Consider the following 20,016-nt stretch of genomic DNA (forward strand, 5'->3'; position numbering starts at 1 on the left):
ACGAGGGTGAGGGGCACGGCGGAGTCCTTGAGCCGATCAAGCCATGCGAAGGTGGCTCGTTTTGCCGGTTTTCCTCAGGACAATCCGTTTCCGAGGCGCGTCAGTGGCTCACGACCATCATTTCCGACAACAGATGGTGAACGGTGGGTGGCTTGAGCCGCTCGGACAGGGGTCGCCGGTTCGTGCGTCGGTCGGTCCTCGAGTGAGAGGGCGTTGGTCGAGCCTCGGTGGCCGACGCACGGGGGAGTGCTGCGTGTGGTGACGCCGGGAGTCCGCGAGGGTGGGTCTGTGGTCAGTAGCCGGGGGGCGAAGGCGGCGGCGAGGGTGGCTGTGGTGGCGCTCGCGGCGACGGTGGTCCAGGCGATGGGGCCCAGGGGGGTGCAGCCGAAGAAATGGCTCATTCCGGGAGTCTGCACGACAGTGAGCAGGGCTGTCGTGGAGAGGGCTGTGGTGGCCAGGACGAGGGGGCTGCGCCAGTCGGTGATGAGGGTCTGGCCGAGCTGAGCGGTGATCAGGGCGGCCAGTCCCATGGTGTCGGCTCGGCGGGCACGGCCGGTGAGCCGGCCGGTTTGCCATGCGAGGGTCGCGGCCAGGGCGGTGGCGGTACCGCGGATGGCCAGCAGTCGTGCCAGGGCGGATCCCATGAGGGCGGGGACGGGCCGGTCCGTGGTGGTGTGCGTGGCTCTGGTGCGGTGGGCGAGGGCGACGGCCAGGGCGGGGAGCATGTCGGTGAGGAGATTGACCAGCAGGAGCTGGCGGGTGCCGAGGGGGGCCCGGCCGGCGAGTGCGGTGCCGAGGATGGTGAAGGCGACTTCGCCGGCGTTGCCGCCGACGAGGATGGCGACGGCGTCGCGGACGCTGGCCCACAGGGCGCGGCCTTCGTGCAGGGCGTCGAGGATGCGGGTGAGGTCGGGGTCGGTCAGGACGAGGTCGGCGGCGGCGCGCGCGGCCGTTGAGCCGTGTGCGGCGATGCCGATGCCGATGTCGGCGAGGCGGATGGCGGCCGCGTCGTTGACGCCGTCGCCGGTCATGGCGACGACATGTCCGGCCTGCTGCAGAGCTTGGACGATGCGGACCTTGTGTTCGGGTGAGACGCGGGCGAAGAGGCTGGCTCCGTCGATGGCGGTGGCGCGGTCGGCGGCCGTGAGGGAGTCGAGCTCGGTGCCGGTGACCATGGTCCGGGTGCCGGGGATGCCCAGGTCGCGGGCGATGGCGGCGGCGGTGGCCGGATGGTCCCCGGTGATCATGACGATGCGTACACCCGCGTCGGTCAGCCGTTTGACGGCGTCGGCAGCCGAGGGCCGGGGGGCGTCGGCGATGGCCAGGAATCCCAGCAGCGTCAGATCGTGGACCAGGCGGTCCACCATGTCGGCTCGTCCGGTGGTGTTGCTTGCCTGGTCAGTGGACTGCCTCGGATCGCCGGTGGACGGTCCGGCCGTGGACACGTGGGCCTGGGCGACGGCAAGGACACGCAGGCCTTGATCGGCGAGCTGTCGCATCATGCGGTGAGCGGCGGCCAGCCGAAAGCCGTCGAGCGGAACCAGACGATGGTCGCCGGCGGCTTCGCCGTCCGGGCCCTCCCTGGTCTCGGTGGCAGGTTCAAGGGTGGTGGTGCAGCGCTGGAGGATGATCTCGGGTGCCCCCTTGACCGCGAGTGTGCGGCGGTCGTTGTCCGTTCCCACGGAGGCCGAGTAGCCGCGGCTGGCCTCAAAAGGCAGTTCCGCAACCCGGACCCAGTAGGGGTCTTGAATGCCGTGCTTGTCGGCGGCTTCCAATACGGCACGGTCGGTGGCGTGGGCCACGGGCGCGTCGGCGGCCGGGCAGGCGCGGGCTGCGGCGCGCAGCAGGCGGCGTGCCTCCTCTGTGTCGGGGGGAAGGATCTCCTCGGTGGAGGCCAGACGGGTCAGGGCCAGGCGGCCTTCGGTGAGGGTGCCCGTCTTGTCGAAGCAGATGACGTCGACGCGTCCGAGAGCTTCCAACGCGCGGGCGGAGCGGGGCAGGATGCCGTAGCGGGACAGCCGTCGTGCGGCCGCCGACTGAGCGACGGTGGCAACCAGCGGCAGGCCCTCGGGGACGGCAGCCACCGCGACCGCGACGCCGGAAGCCAGGGCCTGGCGTACCGGCAGGCCCCGCAGGAGTCCCAGGGCGGTGACCGTTGCCCCTCCGATGCCGACCACGGGCAGGGCTGCCTGGGTCAGCGCGGCGAGGTGTCCCGCGATGCCGGAGGCGCTGGTGGCGTTCCCGGCCAGGTCGCCGGCGCGGCCTGCCTCGGTCTGTCCACCGGTCGCGACGACAACGGCCACGCCGGTGCCTGCGAGCACCGTGCATCCCTGGTAGACCATGCAGGACCGCTCTGCCAGGTCCGCCCCCGGGGTGGCCCTGGGGTGCTTCGCCACCGGAGTGGGCTCGCCGGTCAGCGTCGCCTCGTCGATCTCGAGATCGATGCCGGCCAGCAGCCGGGCGTCCGCGGGCACCACGTCGGAGGGGCGGAGCGCGATGACGTCGCCCACCTGAAGGTCACTCGCGTCAACGGGATCGCAGGCGGCCGTCAGCATCCCGTGGAGGTCCTGGCCGGGGCCGTCCGGCCCCCGGCGCAGGCGGTGAGCGGTGATGCTCTCGCGCGCCAACAGGGCCTTCAGCGCCTGTTCGGCTCGCATGCGCTGGATGCCGCTGATCACGGCGTTGCCGGCCATCACCCCGCCCACCAGGAGCGAGTCGATGTTTGATCCGACGGCAGCGGACGCCGCGGCACCGAGGGCCAGCACCGGGGTCAGAGGGTCGCGCAGCTCCTCGCGCACCGCACGCAACAGCTCACCGGCATGCTGCGTCTGAGTGGCCAAGCCCAAGGACCTCACCACTGAAGTGGTGGCCCCGGCCAGCCGGTGCCGCGTCCGGCCGAGCGCTGTCGGTGCAGCGACATCAGACGTCGCGCGCACCGTGTCGGCATGTCGGCGCAACGGGTTCAGGAGCCGGAAGGCATCGTCCGCGTCCATGGCATGCCAGGCGCCACGGACATGACCGGAAGGGCAGGGTCGCCGGGCGAGGCGCATTGCCGCGCGGACACCGCCGACTTGAGCCAGAAACATGGCGCCGTGAACGGTCGACGTCGTCACACCCCACACACGGTGCCGCGCACCGGCAGCTGCGATCAACGCCCCCAGCGCGGACCCACCCGTGGACAGGCGCGCCGAGGCGGAGCTGACCTGGTGCGCTTCATCCACGGCGGACAACACACGCCACGCGTGCTCCAGCCCTGGGGCGCATACGAGGTCCGCCGACCACAGCGCCGCAGGATCCGGCCTTCCGAACTCCTCCGCAAGGGGAAGAGCCACTCCCACGTCCGCAGCTGCGAGCGCTTCGCCGTCGTAGCAGGTGATCAACGCGACAACGTGGCCGTCTTGCTGCAGGGTGCGTACCCGATCGGCCAGCGCCGTGGACGGGGGCACAGCGTGATCGGCCCACCGCAGCAACTCCGCCACGCTGGCGTGCCGGGTCATCTCCAGGCGGCGGCTACCGGAGCGGGCCGCGGCGATCACGGCGTCGGCCAGCGGATCGAGATCACATCCCACCACGACCCGCCCCAGCACCCGGCCATCCGTGTCATGCACCTCGAGATGAACGCCGGGACCGGCGTCAGCCCGCTGATCCAGGGCCTCCGGCCGGCGCCGCAGCCGCCAGTGGCCCGCTGCCCATGGACCGGGACCGGCCATGTCGTGCAGCGTCAGTCCGGTCAGCACTTTCTGCGCCGCCTGCCACAACTCTGCCTCGTCCTGCTTCCCACCGGCAGTCACCGACAGCAGCCGCACACGCGGCACGCACAAGGCACGGGAATCGATGACGACCGCGGATACCCGGTCCAGCAGGCGCAGCGCCGCCGGATTCATCGGGACCACCCCTGCCTGGGCGAGGTGACGGCCCAGCACTGAGCAGAACGCCTCACGCCCCGCTCCGGCGGCCTTGGGCGCCGTCGCCAGGATTGCCCGACCTGCCTGTTGCACGTTCCTGGTCCAGGCGGCCAGCCCGGCCCCTCCCAGTAGGGCGGCGAGCGACGTCTGCTCCGCGCACTTCTCCACCGGTCCCGCCGGCACCGCGACCGGCCGCGGCAGGGGCCTGGTCGGCTGACGCGGAAGACCGGCGCCGTCGGCCACCAGCTCGCCTTCCCGGCGCTCCCACACCGCCTGTCGGCTGCGTGCCTCCCCCAGCTTGAACCACTGCTGGAGCGCGTCCAGAGCCAGCGGCGTCATCCCGCCGGTGGCTGAGTACACCAGCGCGCCGGCGATGGCCGAGAGCGCGTCTGCGTGGGCACGGCCCACCTGTCGTACCAGCCACCGGCGCACCTGCGGCTGGGTTTCGGCCACGATAAGCGGCACCCGTACAGCGCCCGGCAACCGGGCGACCGAGGCCGTCCAGCCCACCAAGGTGCCGACCAGGCCCACGCAGTCGGAGACCAGAGCGACCTTGGCCAACACCTCCGGGACGTCATCAAATGCCGCACCCGGCCTATCCCGCGTGAACGGCTGCTCCGCGACATCATGTGCCTGCTCCATCGCACACACCGCATCCAGCAGCACCGGGAGATCGAAACCGTCCTCAGCCGCGTCGACCACCACGTGGCCCAGCGCGGCATTCACCTGTACCCAGCGCACCCCCGCGAGCTCGGCCAGCGCCGATTCCAGCCCTTCGACCAGCCGCTCCCGCTGTTTCCCCCCACCCACCAGGCCCCGCACCTCGATGTGCGCCCTGCCCGGCCGCGACCACACTCTCCTGCGGAGCCTGGCCGGACCCGCGTCCCGCATCACCTCGGCCGCCCGGACCACCTCACCGAGGACGGCATCCCCGACCCACGCAACTGCCCGCCGCCCCCGCTCCCGCGTCCGCGATACCTCTCCCGGCGCGCGCACCGCGTACGAGGCAAGCACCCCGGCAGACGCAGTCACCGCCGCGGGCGCCTCCGTCACCAACCAGCGGCCCAGCGACATCACCACACGACTTCGGAGCACCGGCGTGACTCCCTCACTCAGCCGGCGCCGTGAGGTGCGCTGTCCCCAGCCACCGTGGCCGCCGATCCCGGCAGGCGAATGTGACCTGAAATCTATATGAATCAGGCATAACGTAGGAAAATCGACGAGAGCATCGGAGTGATCAGATGGGCCCAGCGACGACTCAGAGCACCGCCGCAGCGAACACCGCCACCACAGGCGGGACAGCCCAGCACACGGCGAACGAACACGACGGACACACCATCACCATCCCGCTCGACAGCGTCGCCCACGCCGCACAAAAAGCAGTCGCTGTTCCCGTCGCCGCCGCCCAGCGCATCCTGCCCGCCAAAGGGGGACTCCCCCTCTACGTCGGACTCGGCGCCCTCGCCCTGGCAGGCGTCCTCGAATGGCCTGTTGCCGCCGGAATCGGCATCGGTTACGCGGTCCTTCGACGAGGGGGAGCCCTTCCGCCCCCGTCAGCGCAGCAGGCGCCCGCGCACCCAGTCACGATCGACGAACGCGCAACCATGAAATCCGACGCTGACAGCAGCCCCTGAAGCGATCACCCGCGCCCCGAGAACCGTGGGGACGGATTCCGCCGGCATGTCGGGGGGATCCGCGGCGTCGCGCCGATCTTGACCTCCCGGTAGGCGGCAGGATGTCTGCCTCCGGTGGTCTGGAAGCCGCGGTTCCCAACAACTCGGGCGCGGTGGGCGGATGGCGGGAGGAGGCAGGCCGCAACAGCAGCCGACCACGGGATCAGCTGTCGCGGGCTTCGTCGCGCGGCAGCGGGGAGCGGTGATGCAGTCGTGCGGCCAGTACCGCGACATCGTCCTCCGCGTGCCGGGCGTCGAGGCGGGCGAGCACCGTGTCAAGGACGTCCTCGACACCTGAGGCTGCCTTGAAGTCCACGCGGGTCAGCCGGTGCAGGGACTGGTCTATGTCCTCGCCGCGGCGCTCGACGAGCCCGTCGGTGAAGAGCAGCAGTGTCTGGGACGGGTCGAGTCGGCAGGTGGCCGGCTCATAGCCACCCAGACCGGTCCCCAGAGGGGGGCCGACCGGCACCGGCAGCAGCGAAGTGCCGGAATGACCCTCCACCACGACCGGGGGCAGATGGCCGGCGCTCGCGATGGTCACCCGGCCGCGATTGGGGTCGATCTGTGCGATGAGGCAGGTGGCGGGCCTTCGCTCTGGCTCTGCGGAGGCGAGATCGTCGAGCTGGCGCAGAACGCGGTGCGGCGGCAGGTCGGCGGAGGCGATGTAGCGCAGGGACGAGCGGTAGGCATTCATGTCGACGGCCGCTTCCAGACCGTGCCCCATGACGTCGCCGACCACCAGCAGCGTACGGCCGAAGTGCAGCCGGACGGTCTCGCACCAGTCTCCGCCGATCATGACGTTCTGCCCGACCGGGAGATAGCGAATGGCCACATCCAGATTGGGATGGGGCCGACCGGGTTCCGACAGCAGAGCGCGCTGCAGCTTGCCGACCATGCCGCTCACCGCGTCGTACTCCCGGGCGTGCCGAATGTGGGCGCCGGCGATGTCGGCGAGGCGAGCCAGTATTTCCGCCTCCGCGGGAGTGAACGGTGTCTCCTCCCGACCGCTCACCAGTACGCCGTAGGGGTGGCCGTTCGTGGCCAGCGGCACGCAGATCGCGAGCCCGCCGTCCCTGAGGACCGGATCCACAACCGGGTGCTCACCGCTGCCCGCGGCCTCCTGCGCCGCGGCCGCAACCCATCCAGCGGCGGGCAACACCGCCGGGTCACCGACGACGACCTCATACCGGGGAGGAGTCTCGACTCCGAGACGCAGAACGGCGGCCGCCCCTCCCATGAGCCCGGCGACCTCCCGGATCAGCTCAGCCCACGTGGTCTCCTCGTCGAGCGTGGTGCCGATCCGCGCCGCTGCGCGCATCGCGCTCGGCTGCGGTGGTGCGTGCCTGCCGGACACAGGCGCGCCGCCGGACTCGGACGAGCCCGGCAGCGTTGGTCTGGAAAACGACTTGGACCGTCCCGCCACGCTCACCACCCTAAACGCACGGCAATCGACATGGGTAACGTCAATGTATCGCGGTATCGAACACATTCGCGAACGTGGGGCTGGACGGTTTGCGCAATGGCGCGTGCAGAGGTCGGGATGGCGGTGGGGCCAGCCGATCGCGTCGTCACGCAGGCCCTCCTCGGCACCAGTGGGTACACACGGGCAGGCCCGCGCCGGGCGACCGCCCTCGTCTTCAGGACTGACTGCGGGGCATGTCGCTGCGTGCGGCATGGACACGGTGGTGGCATCGATCATCGACATTGCTCATTGGAGAGTGACCCGGCCGGTCGGCATCGGGCGGCTCTCGTGCCCGGCTGTGGCGAAGTGCTCTTCGGGCAGGGGCAGGGCGCGCTGCCGCAACTCGCCGGAGGCCGCCTCAGCGGCTTCGCGCAGATCGGCCAAGGTCCCGAGATCCGCCGCATCGTCGACGGCCTCCTGGACGGCATGAAGGGCAAGAACCGGATCGACGCCGTCGACGAGTTCGCCTATCCCCTGCCGGTGACGGTGATCTGCAAGCTTCTGGGCGTGCCGCTGGAGGACGAGTCACGCTTCCACCAGTGGATCGAGACCGCCCTGGACGCTTTGGACTTCGGTCCCGAGGCCGCCTCCGAAGAGATCCGGAGCCGGCAGGCCGGGGCGTGCCAGGCCGTGCAGGAGTTCGGGCAGTTCGCAGCCGGGCTGCTCGACAGGTACGCCCGGCAGCCCGGCCCGGGCATGCTCTCGGCGATGGTGAACGAGGACGGTACGGAGGGACGTATGCCCAAGGGCGTGCTCGTCAGCAACGCCCTGCTCCTGATCTTCGCGGGACACGAAACCACGGTCATCCTCATCGCCCACAGCGTGCTCACCCTGCTGCGGCACCCCGCCGCGCTCGAGAGACTGCGCCGCCGGCCGGAGCTGATCGTGCCCGCGGTGGAGGAGTTGCTGCGCTTCGAGTCGTCGGTCCAGTTCTGGCACACCCGCTCCGCCGTGGAAGACATAGACATCGCAGGCACCACCATCCCGAAGGGAGCACCGATCTTCCTGGCATACGGCTCGGCGAACCGCGACCCGAACCGGTTCGCCAACCCCGACGAACTCGACCTCGAACGCCGCGACAACCGGCACCTCGGGTTCAGCCAGGGCATCCACTTCTGCTTCGGCGCCCCGCTCGCGCGGCTCGAGGCCCAGGTCGCGGTCGGCGAGTTCGTCCGCCGGGTGGAAAACCCCCGGCTCGTCGAGGACTCGCCGCCGTACCGGCACAACCAGATCTTCCGAGGGCCGCGGCACCTGCTGGTCGACATCGACGGCATCCGCGACTGACCCGGCGTGCGTGAAGGATCACCATGAGGGCTGTTCGACTCGCCGGATGGCGGCGACCGCCCGAGCTGCGCGAGGAGCCGGTACCCGATCCCGGGCCGGGGCAGGTCCTGGTGAAAGTCGGGGGCGCCGGTGCGTGCCACTCCGATCTGCACATCATGGAGGCGCCCGCACCGCTACCCGGTTTCACGCAGATGCCCTTCACACTCGGCCATGAGAACGCGGGATGGGTGGAACGGCCGGGACCGGGCGTCACCGGGTTCTCGCCGGGAGCCCCTGTGATCGTCTATGGCTCCTGGGGCTGTCGGCTGTGCGCCAACTGCCGTCAGGGCCAGGAGAATTACTGCCAGAACCTCGGTGGTCAGGGCCCCGGCCTGCGAGGTGGTCACGACGGCGGCATGGCCGAGTACCTGCTGGGCCCGGCAGCGAGACACCTGATTCCGCTGGGCACCCTCGACCCCCGCCAGCCGCCCCGCTCAGCGACGCCGGACTCACCAGCTACCACGCCGTCAAACGGTCGCTGCACCTGCTGGGGCCGGACTCGACCGCGGTGGTGATCGGGGCCGGCGGTCTGGGTCAGACGACCATCCAGATCCTGCGCGCGCTCAGCGCGGCGACCACCGTCGTCGCCGTGGACACGGACGCCGGCAAGCTGGGCACCGCGACGCGCATGGGCGCCGACGAGGCACTTCTCTCGGGCGACGAGACGGTCACGCGCATGAAGGACATCACGGGGCGACAGGGCGCTCAGCTCGTCCTGGACATGGTCGGCGTGGCCCCGACCCTCGGATGGCTGCTCAGGTGGCCGGGATGCTCGGCCATCTGACCATCGTCGGCCTCGGCGGCGCAGCCCTGCCCGTCAACTTCTCCAGCCCGCCGCACGAGTGCTCGGTCGCCTCGCCCTACTGGGGCTCCCTCCCCGAACTGATGGAAGTGATCACCCTCGCCCAGCAGGAAAAGATCAAGATGCTGGTCGAACACTATCCCTTGGAACGCGCCGACGAGGCCTACCGGCTCTTGCGCGACGGCAGGATCGAAGGACGCGCCGTCATCACCCCCCATGCATGAGCGTCGGCATGTCGACCCGAACCGGACACCGCCACAATGTGCTGTGTCCGCCGGCGCCGGGGGCTCGGGGAAACCACACCTCAGACTCCCCCTCCGAGAGGCACGTGCCGGTGAGCGGACGGAGAAGGCTCATGGAAATCGCTCATACACCATGAACCCCTGCCCCCTCCACCGAGCAACATGAGGCTGATCGGGTGACGATGGAGATGCAAGGACGTGACGACGCTGCTCCGAGAAGGAGGCAGGTGCCATGACATCTCCTTCCGATTCCCCCGGCCCCGTGCCCCCGAGCGGCACCAAACCCCAAGGAGGCCCCCTGGCCGAAGGCATGTCCGCCGTTGCGAACATGGGCTGGCAGATCCTGCTCACCATGGGTCTCGCCACCATCGCCCTGGGCGTCATCGCCCTGGTCTGGCCAGGCGAGACACTACGCGTCGTCGGCATCCTCTTCGGCGTCTACCTGCTGGCCACCGGTGTCTTCCAACTCGCCGCCGCATTCGGCACCCACGTCGCCCGGCATCTTCGCGTACTGCACTTCATCACCGGCGCGGCCTCCATCCTGCTGGGGCTGATCTGCTTCCGGGGCACCCTGGAGTCGATTTTCCTGCTCGCCCTGTGGATCGGCTTCAGCTGGCTGATGCGAGGCACCCTGGAGACGGTCGCTGCGGCCTCCGATCAGGCCATGCCGGCGCGCGGCTGGCACGTGGCCTTCGGCATCATCGGCACCATGGCCGGCATCGTGATGATCATCATGCCGTTCGCCTCCATCGCGACACTCACCCTGGTAGTGGGCGTCATGGCCATAGTTCTGGGCCTCACCGAAGTGGTCCGCGCCATCACGACACGCGTCGAGATCGGTCACCTGGCCGCCGGCACGCCGACCCAGCGGCGCCCCCTGTTCCACGTACGTCCGCACCCCCAGCACTGATCGGCCGGACGCGGGAGGCGGTGATACTGCGCAACGGGTCATCGGCCGGCGACCGGACTTTCACGCTCCTCGAAGTGGGCGCGGTGGTGGCGATCCTGGCGCACCTGGCCAAGGCCGTGGGCGTCGATGAGGTTTCCGTCCGTGTGGCAGGGATTTGCGATCCTGAGCCGCGGTTGCGGGCGGACACTCTCATGGCGGCTTTTGCTGCCAGGCCCATCCCGTGAGGCGAGCGAACCGGCGAAGCCCTTCATGGCTTGCGGGGGTGACGCAAGCAGTCTTTGCCTGCCTGCAGGCCGCGAACTGGGCGGGGCAGGCTGTCCTTGGCTCTGCCGGCACACGCCTACCGAGCGAAACATGCCAGCTCAGCGCACTCGACCCCGCGCCTTCAGCGGCACCGGCGGCAGCTCCGGCGCAGGCAGCGGATCCCCGTCGTACCCCTTCACTTCCCCGAACCTCGACCCGCTCATCCAGTCCTCCCGGGCCTGCTCGATGTCGTGCTGCGTACGCCCGACGAAGTTCCACCACATGATCAGCTCCTCCGCGAACGGCTCCCCGCCCAGCAGCATGATTCCGGCGTCCGACTCGGCGCGCAGCGGAAGTTCGGAGCGTCCGCAGCCGAGGTAGAGCATCGAACCGGGGAGCACCGGCACGCCGTCGACGTGGACCTCGCCGGACATGGCGAGCACCCCGTACTCGAAGTCGGGCTCCAGCGGCAGGCGTACGTCGGCGCCCCGGGTGAGGGCGAGGTCCGCGCCGACGATCGGGGTGTACGTCGTACCGGGCGAGGCGGAACCGTCGAGGTCGCCGAGGATCACCGTGGCGGTCAGGCCGGGCGCGGTGACCGTGGGCAGGTCCGGGTGGTACTCGAACTTCGGCTCGGTGTGGCGGTGTTCGTCGGGCAGCGCGACCCACAGCTGGGCGCCGTGCAGGAAGCGGGCGTGCGGACGCGGGCTCTCCTCGGAGTGGCTGATCGCGCGGCCCGAGGTCATCAGCCCCAGCTGCCGGGGCCGGATCGTCTGCAGGCTGCCCGTCGAGTCGCGGTGCAGCACCTCGCCCTCGTGCAGCCAGCTGACCGTCTGCAGCCCGATGTGCGGATGCGGCGGGACCTGCATGCCCGGCTCGTCGGCGATGTCGTCCGGCCCGTAGTGGTCGACGAAGGCCCACGCGCCGATCATGCGACGGCCCAGGTTGGGCAGCAGCCGGCGCACCTCGGTCGACTCGCCCAGCTTCACCTGACGGGGGCTCAACAGTTCGCGCACGGGTTCGGCGACGACGAATCCGCGGCCGCCGCAGACGCTGGGCACGGGCGCGCGGTCAAGATTGCTCATGCCGCCCAACTTAGCGGGGCGGGCCTCGTACCGGTGAGTGCGGAAACGCGGATTTTCCTTGCTTAAGTCAATCAACTGACTTACGTTCGGGGGACGCCCACGGGTAGGAACACCTCGCGTCCCCGATGGAGGCTCGACCATGTCCCAAGCGCATCCCCGGCCCGCCGAGGCGGGGGAGTCCGCCGTGGCGCGCACGCATGTCGTCGTCGTCGTGCTGGCCCTCGGCGGGATCGTGGTCTCGCTGATGCAGACCCTGGTCATCCCGATCGTGCCCGAACTGCCCCATCTGCTGCGCGCCTCCGCCTCCGACGCGACCTGGGCGGTCACCGCGACCCTGCTCGCGGCGGCCGTCGCCACGCCTGTGATGGGCCGGCTCGGCGACATGTACGGCAAGCGCCTGATGCTGCTGAGCAGCCTGCTGATGCTGGTCGCGGGCTCGGTGACGGCGGCGCTCAGCGACGACCTCGGCCCGGTGATCGTCGGCCGGGCGCTGCAGGGCCTGGCCTCCGGAGTCATCCCGCTCGGCATCAGCATCATGCGCGACGAACTGCCCGCCGAACGCCTCGCCTCCGCCACCGCCCTGATGAGCGCCTCCCTCGGCATCGGTGGCGCGCTCGGCCTGCCCGCCGCCGCGCTGATCGCCGACCACTTCGACTGGCACATGCTGTTCTGGACCTCGGCCGCGCTCGGCGCCGTCACCGGCGTGCTGGTGCTGCTGCTCGTCCCCGAGTCGAAGGTGCGCACCGGCGGACGCTTCGACCTGCCCGGCGCGCTCGGCATGGCCGCCGGCCTGATCTGTCTGCTGCTCGCCGTCTCCAAGGGCGCCGACTGGGGCTGGCGCAGCGGCACGACGCTCGGCCTGTTCGGGGCGGCCGTCCTCGTCCTGCTCGTCTGGGGGCTGTTCGAACTGCGCACGTCCGAGCCGCTCGTCGACCTGCGGACCACCGCCCGCCGCCAGGTGCTGGTCACCAATCTCGCCTCGGTCGCCTTCGGCTTCTCCATGTTCGCGATGTCCCTCGTCCTTCCGCAGCTCCTGCAGTTGCCCAGGGCGACCGGCTACGGCCTCGGCAGGTCGCTGCTCGACGCCGGTCTGGTGATGGCACCGACCGGCCTGGTGATGATGGCCATGGCTCCGGTGTCCGCGCTCATCTCCCGCACGTGGGGGCCGAAGGTCACCCTGATGTGCGGCGCGGTGATCGTCGCCGCCGGGTACGGCCTCAACGTCGTGCTGATGCACGCCGTCTGGGAACTCCTCGTGGCCTCCTGCGTGATCGGCGCCGGTATCGGCTTCGCGTACGGCGCGATGCCCGCGCTCATCATGGGCGCGGTGGCCCCGTCCGAGACGGCCGCCGCCAACAGCCTCAACACCCTCATGCGGTCCATCGGCACCTCCACCGCCAGCGCGGTCGCCGGCGTGATCCTCGCCCGGATGACCACCACCTTCGGCACGTCACCGCTGCCCTCCGAGAACGGCTTCAAGGTGGTCATGGCCGTCGGCTCCGGCGCCGCGGTCCTGGCCCTGCTCGTCGCCGCGTTCATCCCGCGCCGGACGCTGCCGGGGGGTGCCGCGACCCGCGAGGCACCGGTGCGGGTGCCGGCCGAGGCGGAGGCACAGCCCGCCGTCACCTCAGTCGTGGACGGCGGCGCCGTACCGGCGGCCGGCAGCGCCGCCCTGGGCGGGACCCCGGTGCGCGGGCGGGTGCGCGGGGCCGGCGGCGCCGGTGTCGGCCGGGCCGCGGTCACGCTCGTCTCGCTCGGCGGCCGCCAACTCGGCCGCGCAGTCGCCGGGGACGACGGCGGCTATGCCGTCGAGGCGCCCGGGGAGGGGACGTACGTCCTCGTCGCCTCCGCCGACGGGCGCCGCCCGCAGGCCGCCACCGTGGTCGTGGGCGCCCGTCCGGTCTCGTACGACCTGCTGCTCGACGGCACCAGCCGGCTCACCGGCACGGTGCGGGCCGCGCACGACGGCGCGCCGGTCGCCGGGGCCGTGGTGGTCGTCACCGATGTGCGCGGCGAGGTACTGGCGACGGTACGGACCGACGGGCGGGGCGAGTTCGCCCTCACCGGTCTCGTCCCGGGCACGCTCACCCTCGCCGTCAGCGCACCCGGGCACCGGCCGCTCGCGCTGCCCGTGGAGATCGACGGCACCGACCTCACCCGCGTCGAGGTGGAACTGCGGCCGGGCGCCCGTGTGCGCGGCACCGTGCGTGGCGCCGGCGGGCCGCTCGGCGACGCCCGGGTGACCCTGCTGGACGCCGCGGGGAACGTCGTCGCCACGACCACCACCGGTGACGACGGGGCGTACGCCTTCTCCGACCTCGACGGCGGCCCGTACACGCTCATCGCGGCCGGCTATCCGCCCCGGGCCGGCGGAGTGACCGTCTCGGGCGCCGACGTCGAGCACCACGACATCGAACTCGCGCACCCGGGGGCGTAGTCCGGACCCGCCGGCTCAGGGGTGCGGCGCGCTCGGGGACGGCTCCGCCGCGGAGGGCGTGACCGCGCTCGGGACCGGGGAGGGCGTGAGGGTCGTCGGGTGCGGGCGGCGGGCCGGCTCGGTCGGGTGCGACGGCCCGCCGCGCACCGCGAAGAACACCAGCGCGGCCACCGCGGCCAGCGCCACCGCGCCCGCCACGGCCCGGCGCACCAGCACCCGGCGGGGCCGCAGCACAGCCGTCGGCGGGCGCAGAGGGCGCAGGTCGGCGGGGCCGACGGAACGGGCCCGCGCGGCGAGGGCGGCCCGCAGCCGCTCCTCGACCGGCGGTCGCGCGGTTCCGGTGCCGGACTCGTTCATCGCAGTCCCTCCAGACGTCGGCCGAGAGCGTCCAGGGCCCGGCTGGCCGTGGACTTGACGGCACCCCGCGACAGGCCGAGCGTCGCCGCGATCTCGGCCTCGCTCAGATGCGACCAGTACCGCAGCACCAGTACCTCGCGCTGCCGCCGGGTCAGCGTGCGCAGTGCGGTCAGCACCTCCCGGTGGTCCTCGTGCAGCAGCACGTCCTCCTCCGCGGCGGGCGCGTGCGGTTCGGGGGCGGGGGTGTGCGCCCGCACGGTCCTGCGCCGGCGCAGCACCGAGCGGGCGGCGTTGACGACGCTCGTCCTGAGGTACGCCTCCGGGTCGTCGAGTGCGGCGAGCCGGTGGCCGTGCCGCCGGAACAGCGCGGTGAAGGCGTCCTGGACGACGTCCTCGGCCGTGGGCAGGTCGTCCACGAGCAGCACCGCCAGCCGGACCAGGGCGAGCCGGCGGTGGTGGTACAACTTCTCGAAGCCCGGCGGCTGTTCGACGCCAGGGAACGCACCGGGACCGGGAGGTGCCGGATCGGCGGGGACGTCCGTGCGGGCGCGGGCGAGGACACCGCTGAGCAGCGTGCGCGTGAACCGCCGCCAAGGCGTGGGGCGTTGCGGGATGCCGGACGCCCGGTCCCAGGGCAGGGCCGCCGGTGGTGTGGCTGTCGTCATGGATCTCCCGGAGCCGGAAGCGGGGTGCCGCCGGGCGACGTACCGCTTCCGGCCCCTGCCTAGGTGGTGCTGCTCAGCGGTGCTGCGGGACGGGCGCCGGGACGGCGGTGCCGCGGTGCGGACCGTGCCCGTGCCGCGCCGGTGCGGGCACGGCGCGCGGGGTGGCGTGGGCGGGAGACGACGGTACGGGACTCGGGGCGGCCCGCGTCGGCGCCGGCACCGGGGTCGCGGTGGCGGGCACGGGGGAGGGCGTCGCGGTGTGGACCGGGGACGGTACGGGGGAGGGCGTCGCGGTGTGGACCGGGGACGGTACGGGGGAGGGCGTCGCGGTGTGGACCGGGGACGGTACGGGGGACGGTGTCGCGGTGTGGACCGGGGACGGTACGGGGGACGGTGTCGCGGTGCGCGCCGGCGCAGGAGCGGGGCTCGCGTGGCTGCCGTTCTGGGACGCCTGGGCGGTCACGGTGCCGGCGACGGCCAGGGCCGCGCCTACGGCGGAGACCCCCAGGGCGGCACGCAGCCTGCGGGTACGGCCGGAGCGGGATGCACGGTGTGCGGACATGGGTTCCTTCGGTCGTTCGGGATCGGACATCTGGTCGAAGTGGAGGCCTCCACCCGGACAGACGCCCGACCCCGAACGAGGTTGCAGGCGACGACCGACAAATTTTCCGCACCGCCGCGCGGGGCCGGCTCGGCCGCCTCAGCCCAGCTTCTTCAGCAGCTCCGCGGCGACCGGCCCCGCGGAGGCCGGGTTCTGGCCGGTGATCAGATTGCGGTCGGTCACCACGTGCGGCGCCCACGGCTCGCCCGCCCGGACGTCCACGCCCGCCTCGGTCAGCCGGTCCTGGAGCAGCCACGGGGCCCGCTCGGCGAATCCGGCCTGGCCCTCCTCCTCGTTGGTGAAGGCGGTGGCCCGGTAGCCGGCGAAGGCGTTGGCGCCGTCGGCCCGGACCGCGGCGAGCAGCGCGGCCGGTCCATGGCAGACCACGGCCAGCGGCTTGCCCGAGTCGAGGGCCGCGACGAGCAGCCGGCCCGAGCCGGCGTCCACCGCCAGGTCCTCCATCGGGCCGTGCCCGCCGGGGTAGAAGACCGCGGCGTAGTCGTCGAGGTCGACCTCGACGAGCTTGACCGGGGTGCGCAGCTCGGTCATCTCCTCCAGACCGCGCCTGATCTCGTCGGCGTTCTCCTGACCGCCGTTGACCTCGGGGGCCAGGCTCGCCTCGTCGACGTGCGGCACCACACCGCCGGGTGTGGCGACCACGATCTCGTGACCGGCGGCCTTGAGGGCGCGGTACGGGACCAGGGCCTCGTCGGCCCAGAAGCCGGTCGGGTGCAGGGTGCCGTCGGCGAGCCTCCAGTGGTCGGCGCCGGTCAGCACGAACAGGATCTTCGACATGGTTCCTTCTCCCGGAGCTGGGGTTTCCGACAGAGAAGGTAGGCGAGCCGACCCATAGGCAGCCAATGAAACGCTAAATACCTGACATCGGATCTCCTATGGGTGCCGGGGGGCACCGGCCGGTGAATACTCGGACGCGTGGAGACCGCTTCCCTCGATCTGAACCTGCTGCGCACCTTCCTCGCGGTCTACCGCTCCGGCTCCTTCACCGGCGCCTCCCGCCTGCTGGGACTGTCCCAGCCGACGGTGACGACGCAGATGCGCGCGCTGGAACGGCAGACCGGCCGGGAGCTGTTCGAACGGCTGCCGCGCGGGGTCGCGCCGACCCCGGTCGCCGACGAGCTCGCCGCCCGGATCGCCGCGCCCCTGGACGAACTGGCCGCCGTCGCCGGACCGACGGCGCCGGCCGGCGCGCGCCGCGAACCGGTGCACCTGGCCGGTCCGGCCGAAATGCTCTGCACCACCGTCCTGCCCGCCCTGGCGCCCCTGGTCGCCGAGGGCGTACGACTGCGGGTGTCCACCGGACTGACCGATCCGCTGCTGGAGGAGCTGCGCGTCGGCCGCCACGACCTGGTGATCGCCACCACCCGCCCCCGGGGCCGTACCCTGCACGCCGTTCCGCTCAGCGACGAGGAGTTCGTGCTCGTGGCCGCGCCGGGGTGGGCCGCACGGCTGGCGGACCGGCCGGCCACCGAGGGGCCCGCAGCCCTGCACGACGTGCCGCTCGTCACGTACGCCGAGGACCTGCCGATCGCCCGCCGCTACTGGCGGCACGTCTTCGGCCGCCGGCTGTCCCGCACCGCCGACGTGACCGTGCCGGACCTGCGCGGCGTCCTCGCCGTGGTGGCCGCCGGGGCCGGATTCGCGGTGCTGCCCCGCTATCTGTGCCGGGACCTGCTGGGGACCGGCGCGCTCGTGGCACTGCTGGAGCCGGAGGACCCGCCGATCAACACCGGCTTCCTGGTCCAGCGCCCCGGCGTCTGCGACAACCCGGACGTGCCGCGCGTCCGCGCGCTCCTGCTCCGGGAGGCACGCACCTGGTAGCGGTACGGCCGCGACCCTCCCAGACCGCCGGCCCGCGGACCGCCGGTCCACTCCGATGCCGGGACCGCCCAGATCTCCTCCTCGTGCCGCTCAACCCGGTAGGGGCGACGTTCTCGCAGAACCGCCTCCTTGCTCATGCCGAGCCGGCGGGCGACCGCGACGCTCGGTGCCGTTCCCCATCGGCACCCACCACTCCACCCGCTGGACGCCCCGCTCCCGGATCGCCCGGTCGACGAGCAGCCGCGCGGCCCGGGTGATCAGTGCCGCCAGGTCCGTGACGTGCCGGCGAATCGGCCGAGACGGTCGGGAACCACCTGCGCGAGCAGCAACTGCCGCCCTGCCTCCTCGTGTTCGGCGCCGGGGCCGGACGGCTCGGCCCGGTGCACGGCCTTGCCGACGTCGTGCGTGGCGGCACCGAACAGTGCCGCCCCGGCGTCGAACTCCGGCTGAGGGCAGTGCCGTCGGACCCACGGGACGAGCCGCGCCGCCACGTCGTGCACCGCTCTGGGGTGGGCCACCAGCCGGGGCGGGGCGTCCACCCGTACCAGCAGGGCGACGGCCCGCTCGGGCAGCGCGCGCAGGGGCGGGCCGCCTGTGGCGTCCGTCGCGGTGGACGCTGTGACGGGGGCTGTCACCGTGTCAGAGTAGTCATCGACGCGCAGCGGGCGGTCGGTTGACGGGGGATCCATGCACACGGTGTTCTTGCTCGGCACGGGAGCGTTCTGGACCGCGGCCTATGCGCTGCTGATCCGCACGGGCCTGCGGGAGCGCACCTTCGGGATGCCCGTCGTCGCCTTCGCCACCAACATCAGCTGGGAGTTCATGTTCGCGTTCGTGCGGCCTCCGTCCGGGGTGATGCACGTCGTCAACATCGTCTGGTTCTGCTTCGACCTCGCCGTCGGCTACACGCTCGTACGCTTCGGGCGGTCCGAATTCCCGTACCTGCCCGCCCGGTTGTTCCTGCCCGCGCTCGCCGTGCTGCTCGCCTTCGCCTACCCGGGCATGAACTACGCCTCGGAGCAGTTCGACGCGGGCGGCGGGACCATCACCGCGTTCGGCAGCAACCTGGCGATGTCCGGCATGTTCCTCGCCATGCTCGCCGCCCGGCGCGGCACGCGGGGTCAGTCACCGGGCATCGCACTGACCAAGCTCCTCGGCACGGCCTGCGCCTCCCTGTCGATGCTCACCGATCCCGACCCGGTGCCCCGCCACGACAGCGCCCTCATGTACTACCTGTACGTCGGCTGCTTCCTGCTCGACCTCGCCTATGCCGGGGCCCTGTTCGCCGTACGCCGCACCGAGCGCGCCGCACCGGTCACCACCCGGGCGTGAGGGCGCGGACGTGCAAGGTGACGCCGGGGCGGGTTCGTTCGCCGAAGCGGCCGTCCCCCGCCCTCCCCTGCGGCCAAGCGGCCGGGGGCCCGTCGCCTCCCCCGTCGAACGAGCCGTCACCCGTCGAAGCCCGTCACCCCCTCCTCCGCGAACGCGACCGCGTCCGTGTGGCCGAACAGGCCGGGCAGTCCGCCGGTGTGCACGAACACCGTCTTCTCGCCCGGCCGGACCTCACCGTCCTGGACGGCTGCGCGGAGCCCGGCCAGGGCCCGGCCCGTGTAGACCGGGTCCAGGACCAGCCCCTCGGTGCGCGCGGCGAGCCGGAGCGCCTGCCGCACGGGCTCGGTCAGCGTCGCGTACCCGGCGCCCACCTGGTCCCGGCGCACCCGCAGCTCCTGCGCCGTGACCGTCTGCGTCGCCAGCGGTGCCGCGAACCGGGCGACCGCCGCTGCCGGGTCGGCCATCGCGCCCACGTCGACGCCGAGCACCGCACCGGTGCCCAGGGCCGCGACCAGTCCGGCCATGGTGCCACCGGAGCCGAGCGCGACCACCACCGTGCGCGGCCGAGGCACCTGCTCGTGCAACTCCTCGCCGCAGCGCACATAGCCCCGTGCGCCCAGCGCGCTCGACCCGCCGAACGGGATCAGGGCGGGCCGGGCACCGCCCGCCCGCAGCCGGGCGCACACCTCGGCCGCCGCCGCGTCCAGTCCCACCTGGTCCACCTCGCCCGCCCAGGCCAGCCGCGCCCCGAACAGCCCGTCCAGCGCGAGGTTCCCGGACCGCGCGGCGCCAGGTGTGCCGCGCAGCACCAGGACGACGTCCAGGTTCAGCCGGGCGGCCGCGGCGGCGGTCAGCCGGGCGTGGTTGCTCTGCGGGGCGCCCGTGGTCACGAGCGTGTCCGCGCCCTCGGCGAGGGCCGCGCCCACCGTCCACTCCAGCTTGCGGATCTTGTTCCCGCCGCCGCCCAGACCGGTGAGGTCGTCCCGCTTGATCCACAGGTCCTCGGGTCCGAGCCCGAGCGCGGCGGCCAGCCGGGGCGCCGGTTCGACGGGAGTGGGGAAGGTGCCGAGTGGTACGGCGGGATGGCTCATCGCATACGTCCTTCGCTGCGGATCAGGCGCCGATCGCGGTCGTTCGGGA

Annotated in this window: 15 protein-coding genes and 1 pseudogene; 7 read left to right on the forward strand and 9 right to left on the reverse strand. The window is 72.2% G+C overall.

The genetic code is table 11. The annotated features are described in order from the left end of the window. Positions 1-74 precede the first annotated feature (74 nt). Positions 75-4,715, reverse strand: a complete 4,641-nt coding sequence (locus tag AB0L59_RS08790; protein ID WP_365581008.1) for a cation-translocating P-type ATPase — start codon at positions 4,713-4,715, stop codon at positions 75-77. 431 nt (positions 4,716-5,146) lie between these two features. Between AB0L59_RS08790 and AB0L59_RS08795 the strand changes: the two genes are divergently transcribed. Further along, the gene (locus tag AB0L59_RS08795) at positions 5,147-5,539 is read left to right on the forward strand and encodes a hypothetical protein (RefSeq protein ID WP_365581010.1); all 393 of its coding nucleotides are present in this window, start codon (positions 5,147-5,149) and stop codon (positions 5,537-5,539) included. Positions 5,540-5,741: 202 nt separating this feature from the next. On the opposite strand, the gene AB0L59_RS08800 is transcribed toward AB0L59_RS08795, so the two are convergent. Continuing rightward, a complete protein-coding gene (locus tag AB0L59_RS08800; protein WP_365581012.1) occupies positions 5,742-6,896 on the reverse strand; it encodes a GAF domain-containing SpoIIE family protein phosphatase in 1,155 nt (384 codons plus the stop codon). A gap of 450 nt (positions 6,897-7,346) precedes the next feature. Between AB0L59_RS08800 and AB0L59_RS08805 the strand changes: the two genes are divergently transcribed. The 3 genes and pseudogenes from AB0L59_RS08805 (at position 7,347) to AB0L59_RS08815 (ending at position 10,317) form a co-directional block, all read left to right on the forward strand. Beyond that, a complete protein-coding gene (locus AB0L59_RS08805) occupies positions 7,347-8,324 on the forward strand; it encodes a cytochrome P450 (protein ID WP_365581013.1) in 978 nt (325 codons plus the stop codon). A gap of 23 nt (positions 8,325-8,347) precedes the next feature. Beyond that, a pseudogene (locus AB0L59_RS08810) lies at positions 8,348-9,389 on the forward strand (NAD(P)-dependent alcohol dehydrogenase). 250 nt (positions 9,390-9,639) lie between these two features. Then, the gene (locus AB0L59_RS08815; RefSeq protein WP_365581015.1) at positions 9,640-10,317 is read left to right on the forward strand and encodes an HdeD family acid-resistance protein; all 678 of its coding nucleotides are present in this window, start codon (positions 9,640-9,642) and stop codon (positions 10,315-10,317) included. A 362-nt stretch (positions 10,318-10,679) separates the two neighbouring features. Here the strand turns inward: AB0L59_RS08815 and AB0L59_RS08820 are convergent, their stop codons facing one another. Continuing rightward, the gene (locus tag AB0L59_RS08820) at positions 10,680-11,645 is read right to left on the reverse strand and encodes a pirin family protein (protein ID WP_365581016.1); all 966 of its coding nucleotides are present in this window, start codon (positions 11,643-11,645) and stop codon (positions 10,680-10,682) included. 139 nt (positions 11,646-11,784) lie between these two features. On the opposite strand from AB0L59_RS08820, the gene AB0L59_RS08825 reads away from it, so the two are divergent. Then, positions 11,785-14,082, forward strand: a complete 2,298-nt coding sequence (locus tag AB0L59_RS08825; RefSeq protein WP_365581017.1) for an MFS transporter — start codon at positions 11,785-11,787, stop codon at positions 14,080-14,082. A 15-nt stretch (positions 14,083-14,097) separates the two neighbouring features. Here the strand turns inward: AB0L59_RS08825 and AB0L59_RS08830 are convergent, their stop codons facing one another. The 4 genes from AB0L59_RS08830 to AB0L59_RS08845 all read right to left on the reverse strand — a co-directional run bounded on the left by AB0L59_RS08830 (position 14,098) and on the right by AB0L59_RS08845 (position 16,500). After that, positions 14,098-14,439: a hypothetical protein gene (locus tag AB0L59_RS08830; RefSeq protein WP_365581018.1), complete on the reverse strand. Its 342-nt coding sequence runs from the start codon at positions 14,437-14,439 to the stop codon at positions 14,098-14,100. Then, entirely contained in the window at positions 14,436-15,104 is a 669-nt protein-coding gene (locus AB0L59_RS08835) for a SigE family RNA polymerase sigma factor (protein WP_365581019.1), read from the reverse strand. Before AB0L59_RS08835 ends, AB0L59_RS08830 begins: the two co-directional genes overlap by 4 nt. Positions 15,105-15,177: 73 nt before the next feature. Then, on the reverse strand, positions 15,178-15,666 hold the full coding sequence (locus AB0L59_RS08840; protein WP_365581021.1) for a hypothetical protein: 489 nt from the start codon (positions 15,664-15,666) through the stop codon (positions 15,178-15,180). Between the two features lie 138 nt (positions 15,667-15,804). Further along, a complete protein-coding gene (locus AB0L59_RS08845) occupies positions 15,805-16,500 on the reverse strand; it encodes a type 1 glutamine amidotransferase domain-containing protein (protein ID WP_365581022.1) in 696 nt (231 codons plus the stop codon). A 138-nt stretch (positions 16,501-16,638) separates the two neighbouring features. Between AB0L59_RS08845 and AB0L59_RS08850 the strand changes: the two genes are divergently transcribed. Beyond that, a complete protein-coding gene (locus AB0L59_RS08850; RefSeq protein ID WP_365581024.1) occupies positions 16,639-17,544 on the forward strand; it encodes a LysR family transcriptional regulator in 906 nt (301 codons plus the stop codon). A 257-nt stretch (positions 17,545-17,801) separates the two neighbouring features. Here AB0L59_RS08850 and AB0L59_RS08855 read toward each other — a convergent pair whose 3' ends face one another. Further along, a complete protein-coding gene (locus AB0L59_RS08855) occupies positions 17,802-18,179 on the reverse strand; it encodes a hypothetical protein (RefSeq protein ID WP_365581026.1) in 378 nt (125 codons plus the stop codon). 52 nt (positions 18,180-18,231) lie between these two features. Between AB0L59_RS08855 and AB0L59_RS08860 the strand changes: the two genes are divergently transcribed. After that, the gene (locus AB0L59_RS08860) at positions 18,232-18,876 is read left to right on the forward strand and encodes a hypothetical protein (protein ID WP_365581027.1); all 645 of its coding nucleotides are present in this window, start codon (positions 18,232-18,234) and stop codon (positions 18,874-18,876) included. A 116-nt stretch (positions 18,877-18,992) separates the two neighbouring features. Here AB0L59_RS08860 and AB0L59_RS08865 read toward each other — a convergent pair whose 3' ends face one another. Then, entirely contained in the window at positions 18,993-19,967 is a 975-nt protein-coding gene (locus tag AB0L59_RS08865; protein WP_365581029.1) for a pyridoxal-phosphate dependent enzyme, read from the reverse strand. Positions 19,968-20,016 lie beyond the last annotated feature (49 nt).

This window comes from Streptomyces sp. NPDC052109 (genome assembly GCF_040680195.1).
Lineage (GTDB): Bacteria > Actinomycetota > Actinomycetes > Streptomycetales > Streptomycetaceae > Streptomyces.

What these genes read in the sequence shown, in the direction of transcription:
- AB0L59_RS08800 (WP_365581012.1), bottom strand. Translation starts at nt 6,896, where the DNA reads ATGCGCGCAGCGGCGCGGATCGGCACCACGCTCGACGAGGAGACCACG.
- AB0L59_RS08835 (WP_365581019.1), bottom strand. Translation starts at nt 15,104, where the DNA reads ATGACGACAGCCACACCACCGGCGGCCCTGCCCTGGGACCGGGCGTCC.
- AB0L59_RS08845 (WP_365581022.1), bottom strand. Translation starts at nt 16,500, where the DNA reads ATGTCGAAGATCCTGTTCGTGCTGACCGGCGCCGACCACTGGAGGCTC.
- AB0L59_RS08865 (WP_365581029.1), bottom strand. Translation starts at nt 19,967, where the DNA reads ATGAGCCATCCCGCCGTACCACTCGGCACCTTCCCCACTCCCGTCGAA.
- AB0L59_RS08840 (WP_365581021.1), bottom strand. Translation starts at nt 15,666, where the DNA reads ATGTCCGCACACCGTGCATCCCGCTCCGGCCGTACCCGCAGGCTGCGT.
- AB0L59_RS08860 (WP_365581027.1), top strand. Translation starts at nt 18,232, where the DNA reads ATGCACACGGTGTTCTTGCTCGGCACGGGAGCGTTCTGGACCGCGGCC.
- AB0L59_RS08795 (WP_365581010.1), top strand. Translation starts at nt 5,147, where the DNA reads ATGGGCCCAGCGACGACTCAGAGCACCGCCGCAGCGAACACCGCCACC.
- AB0L59_RS08820 (WP_365581016.1), bottom strand. Translation starts at nt 11,645, where the DNA reads ATGAGCAATCTTGACCGCGCGCCCGTGCCCAGCGTCTGCGGCGGCCGC.
- AB0L59_RS08815 (WP_365581015.1), top strand. Translation starts at nt 9,640, where the DNA reads ATGACATCTCCTTCCGATTCCCCCGGCCCCGTGCCCCCGAGCGGCACC.
- AB0L59_RS08825 (WP_365581017.1), top strand. Translation starts at nt 11,785, where the DNA reads ATGTCCCAAGCGCATCCCCGGCCCGCCGAGGCGGGGGAGTCCGCCGTG.
- AB0L59_RS08830 (WP_365581018.1), bottom strand. Translation starts at nt 14,439, where the DNA reads ATGAACGAGTCCGGCACCGGAACCGCGCGACCGCCGGTCGAGGAGCGG.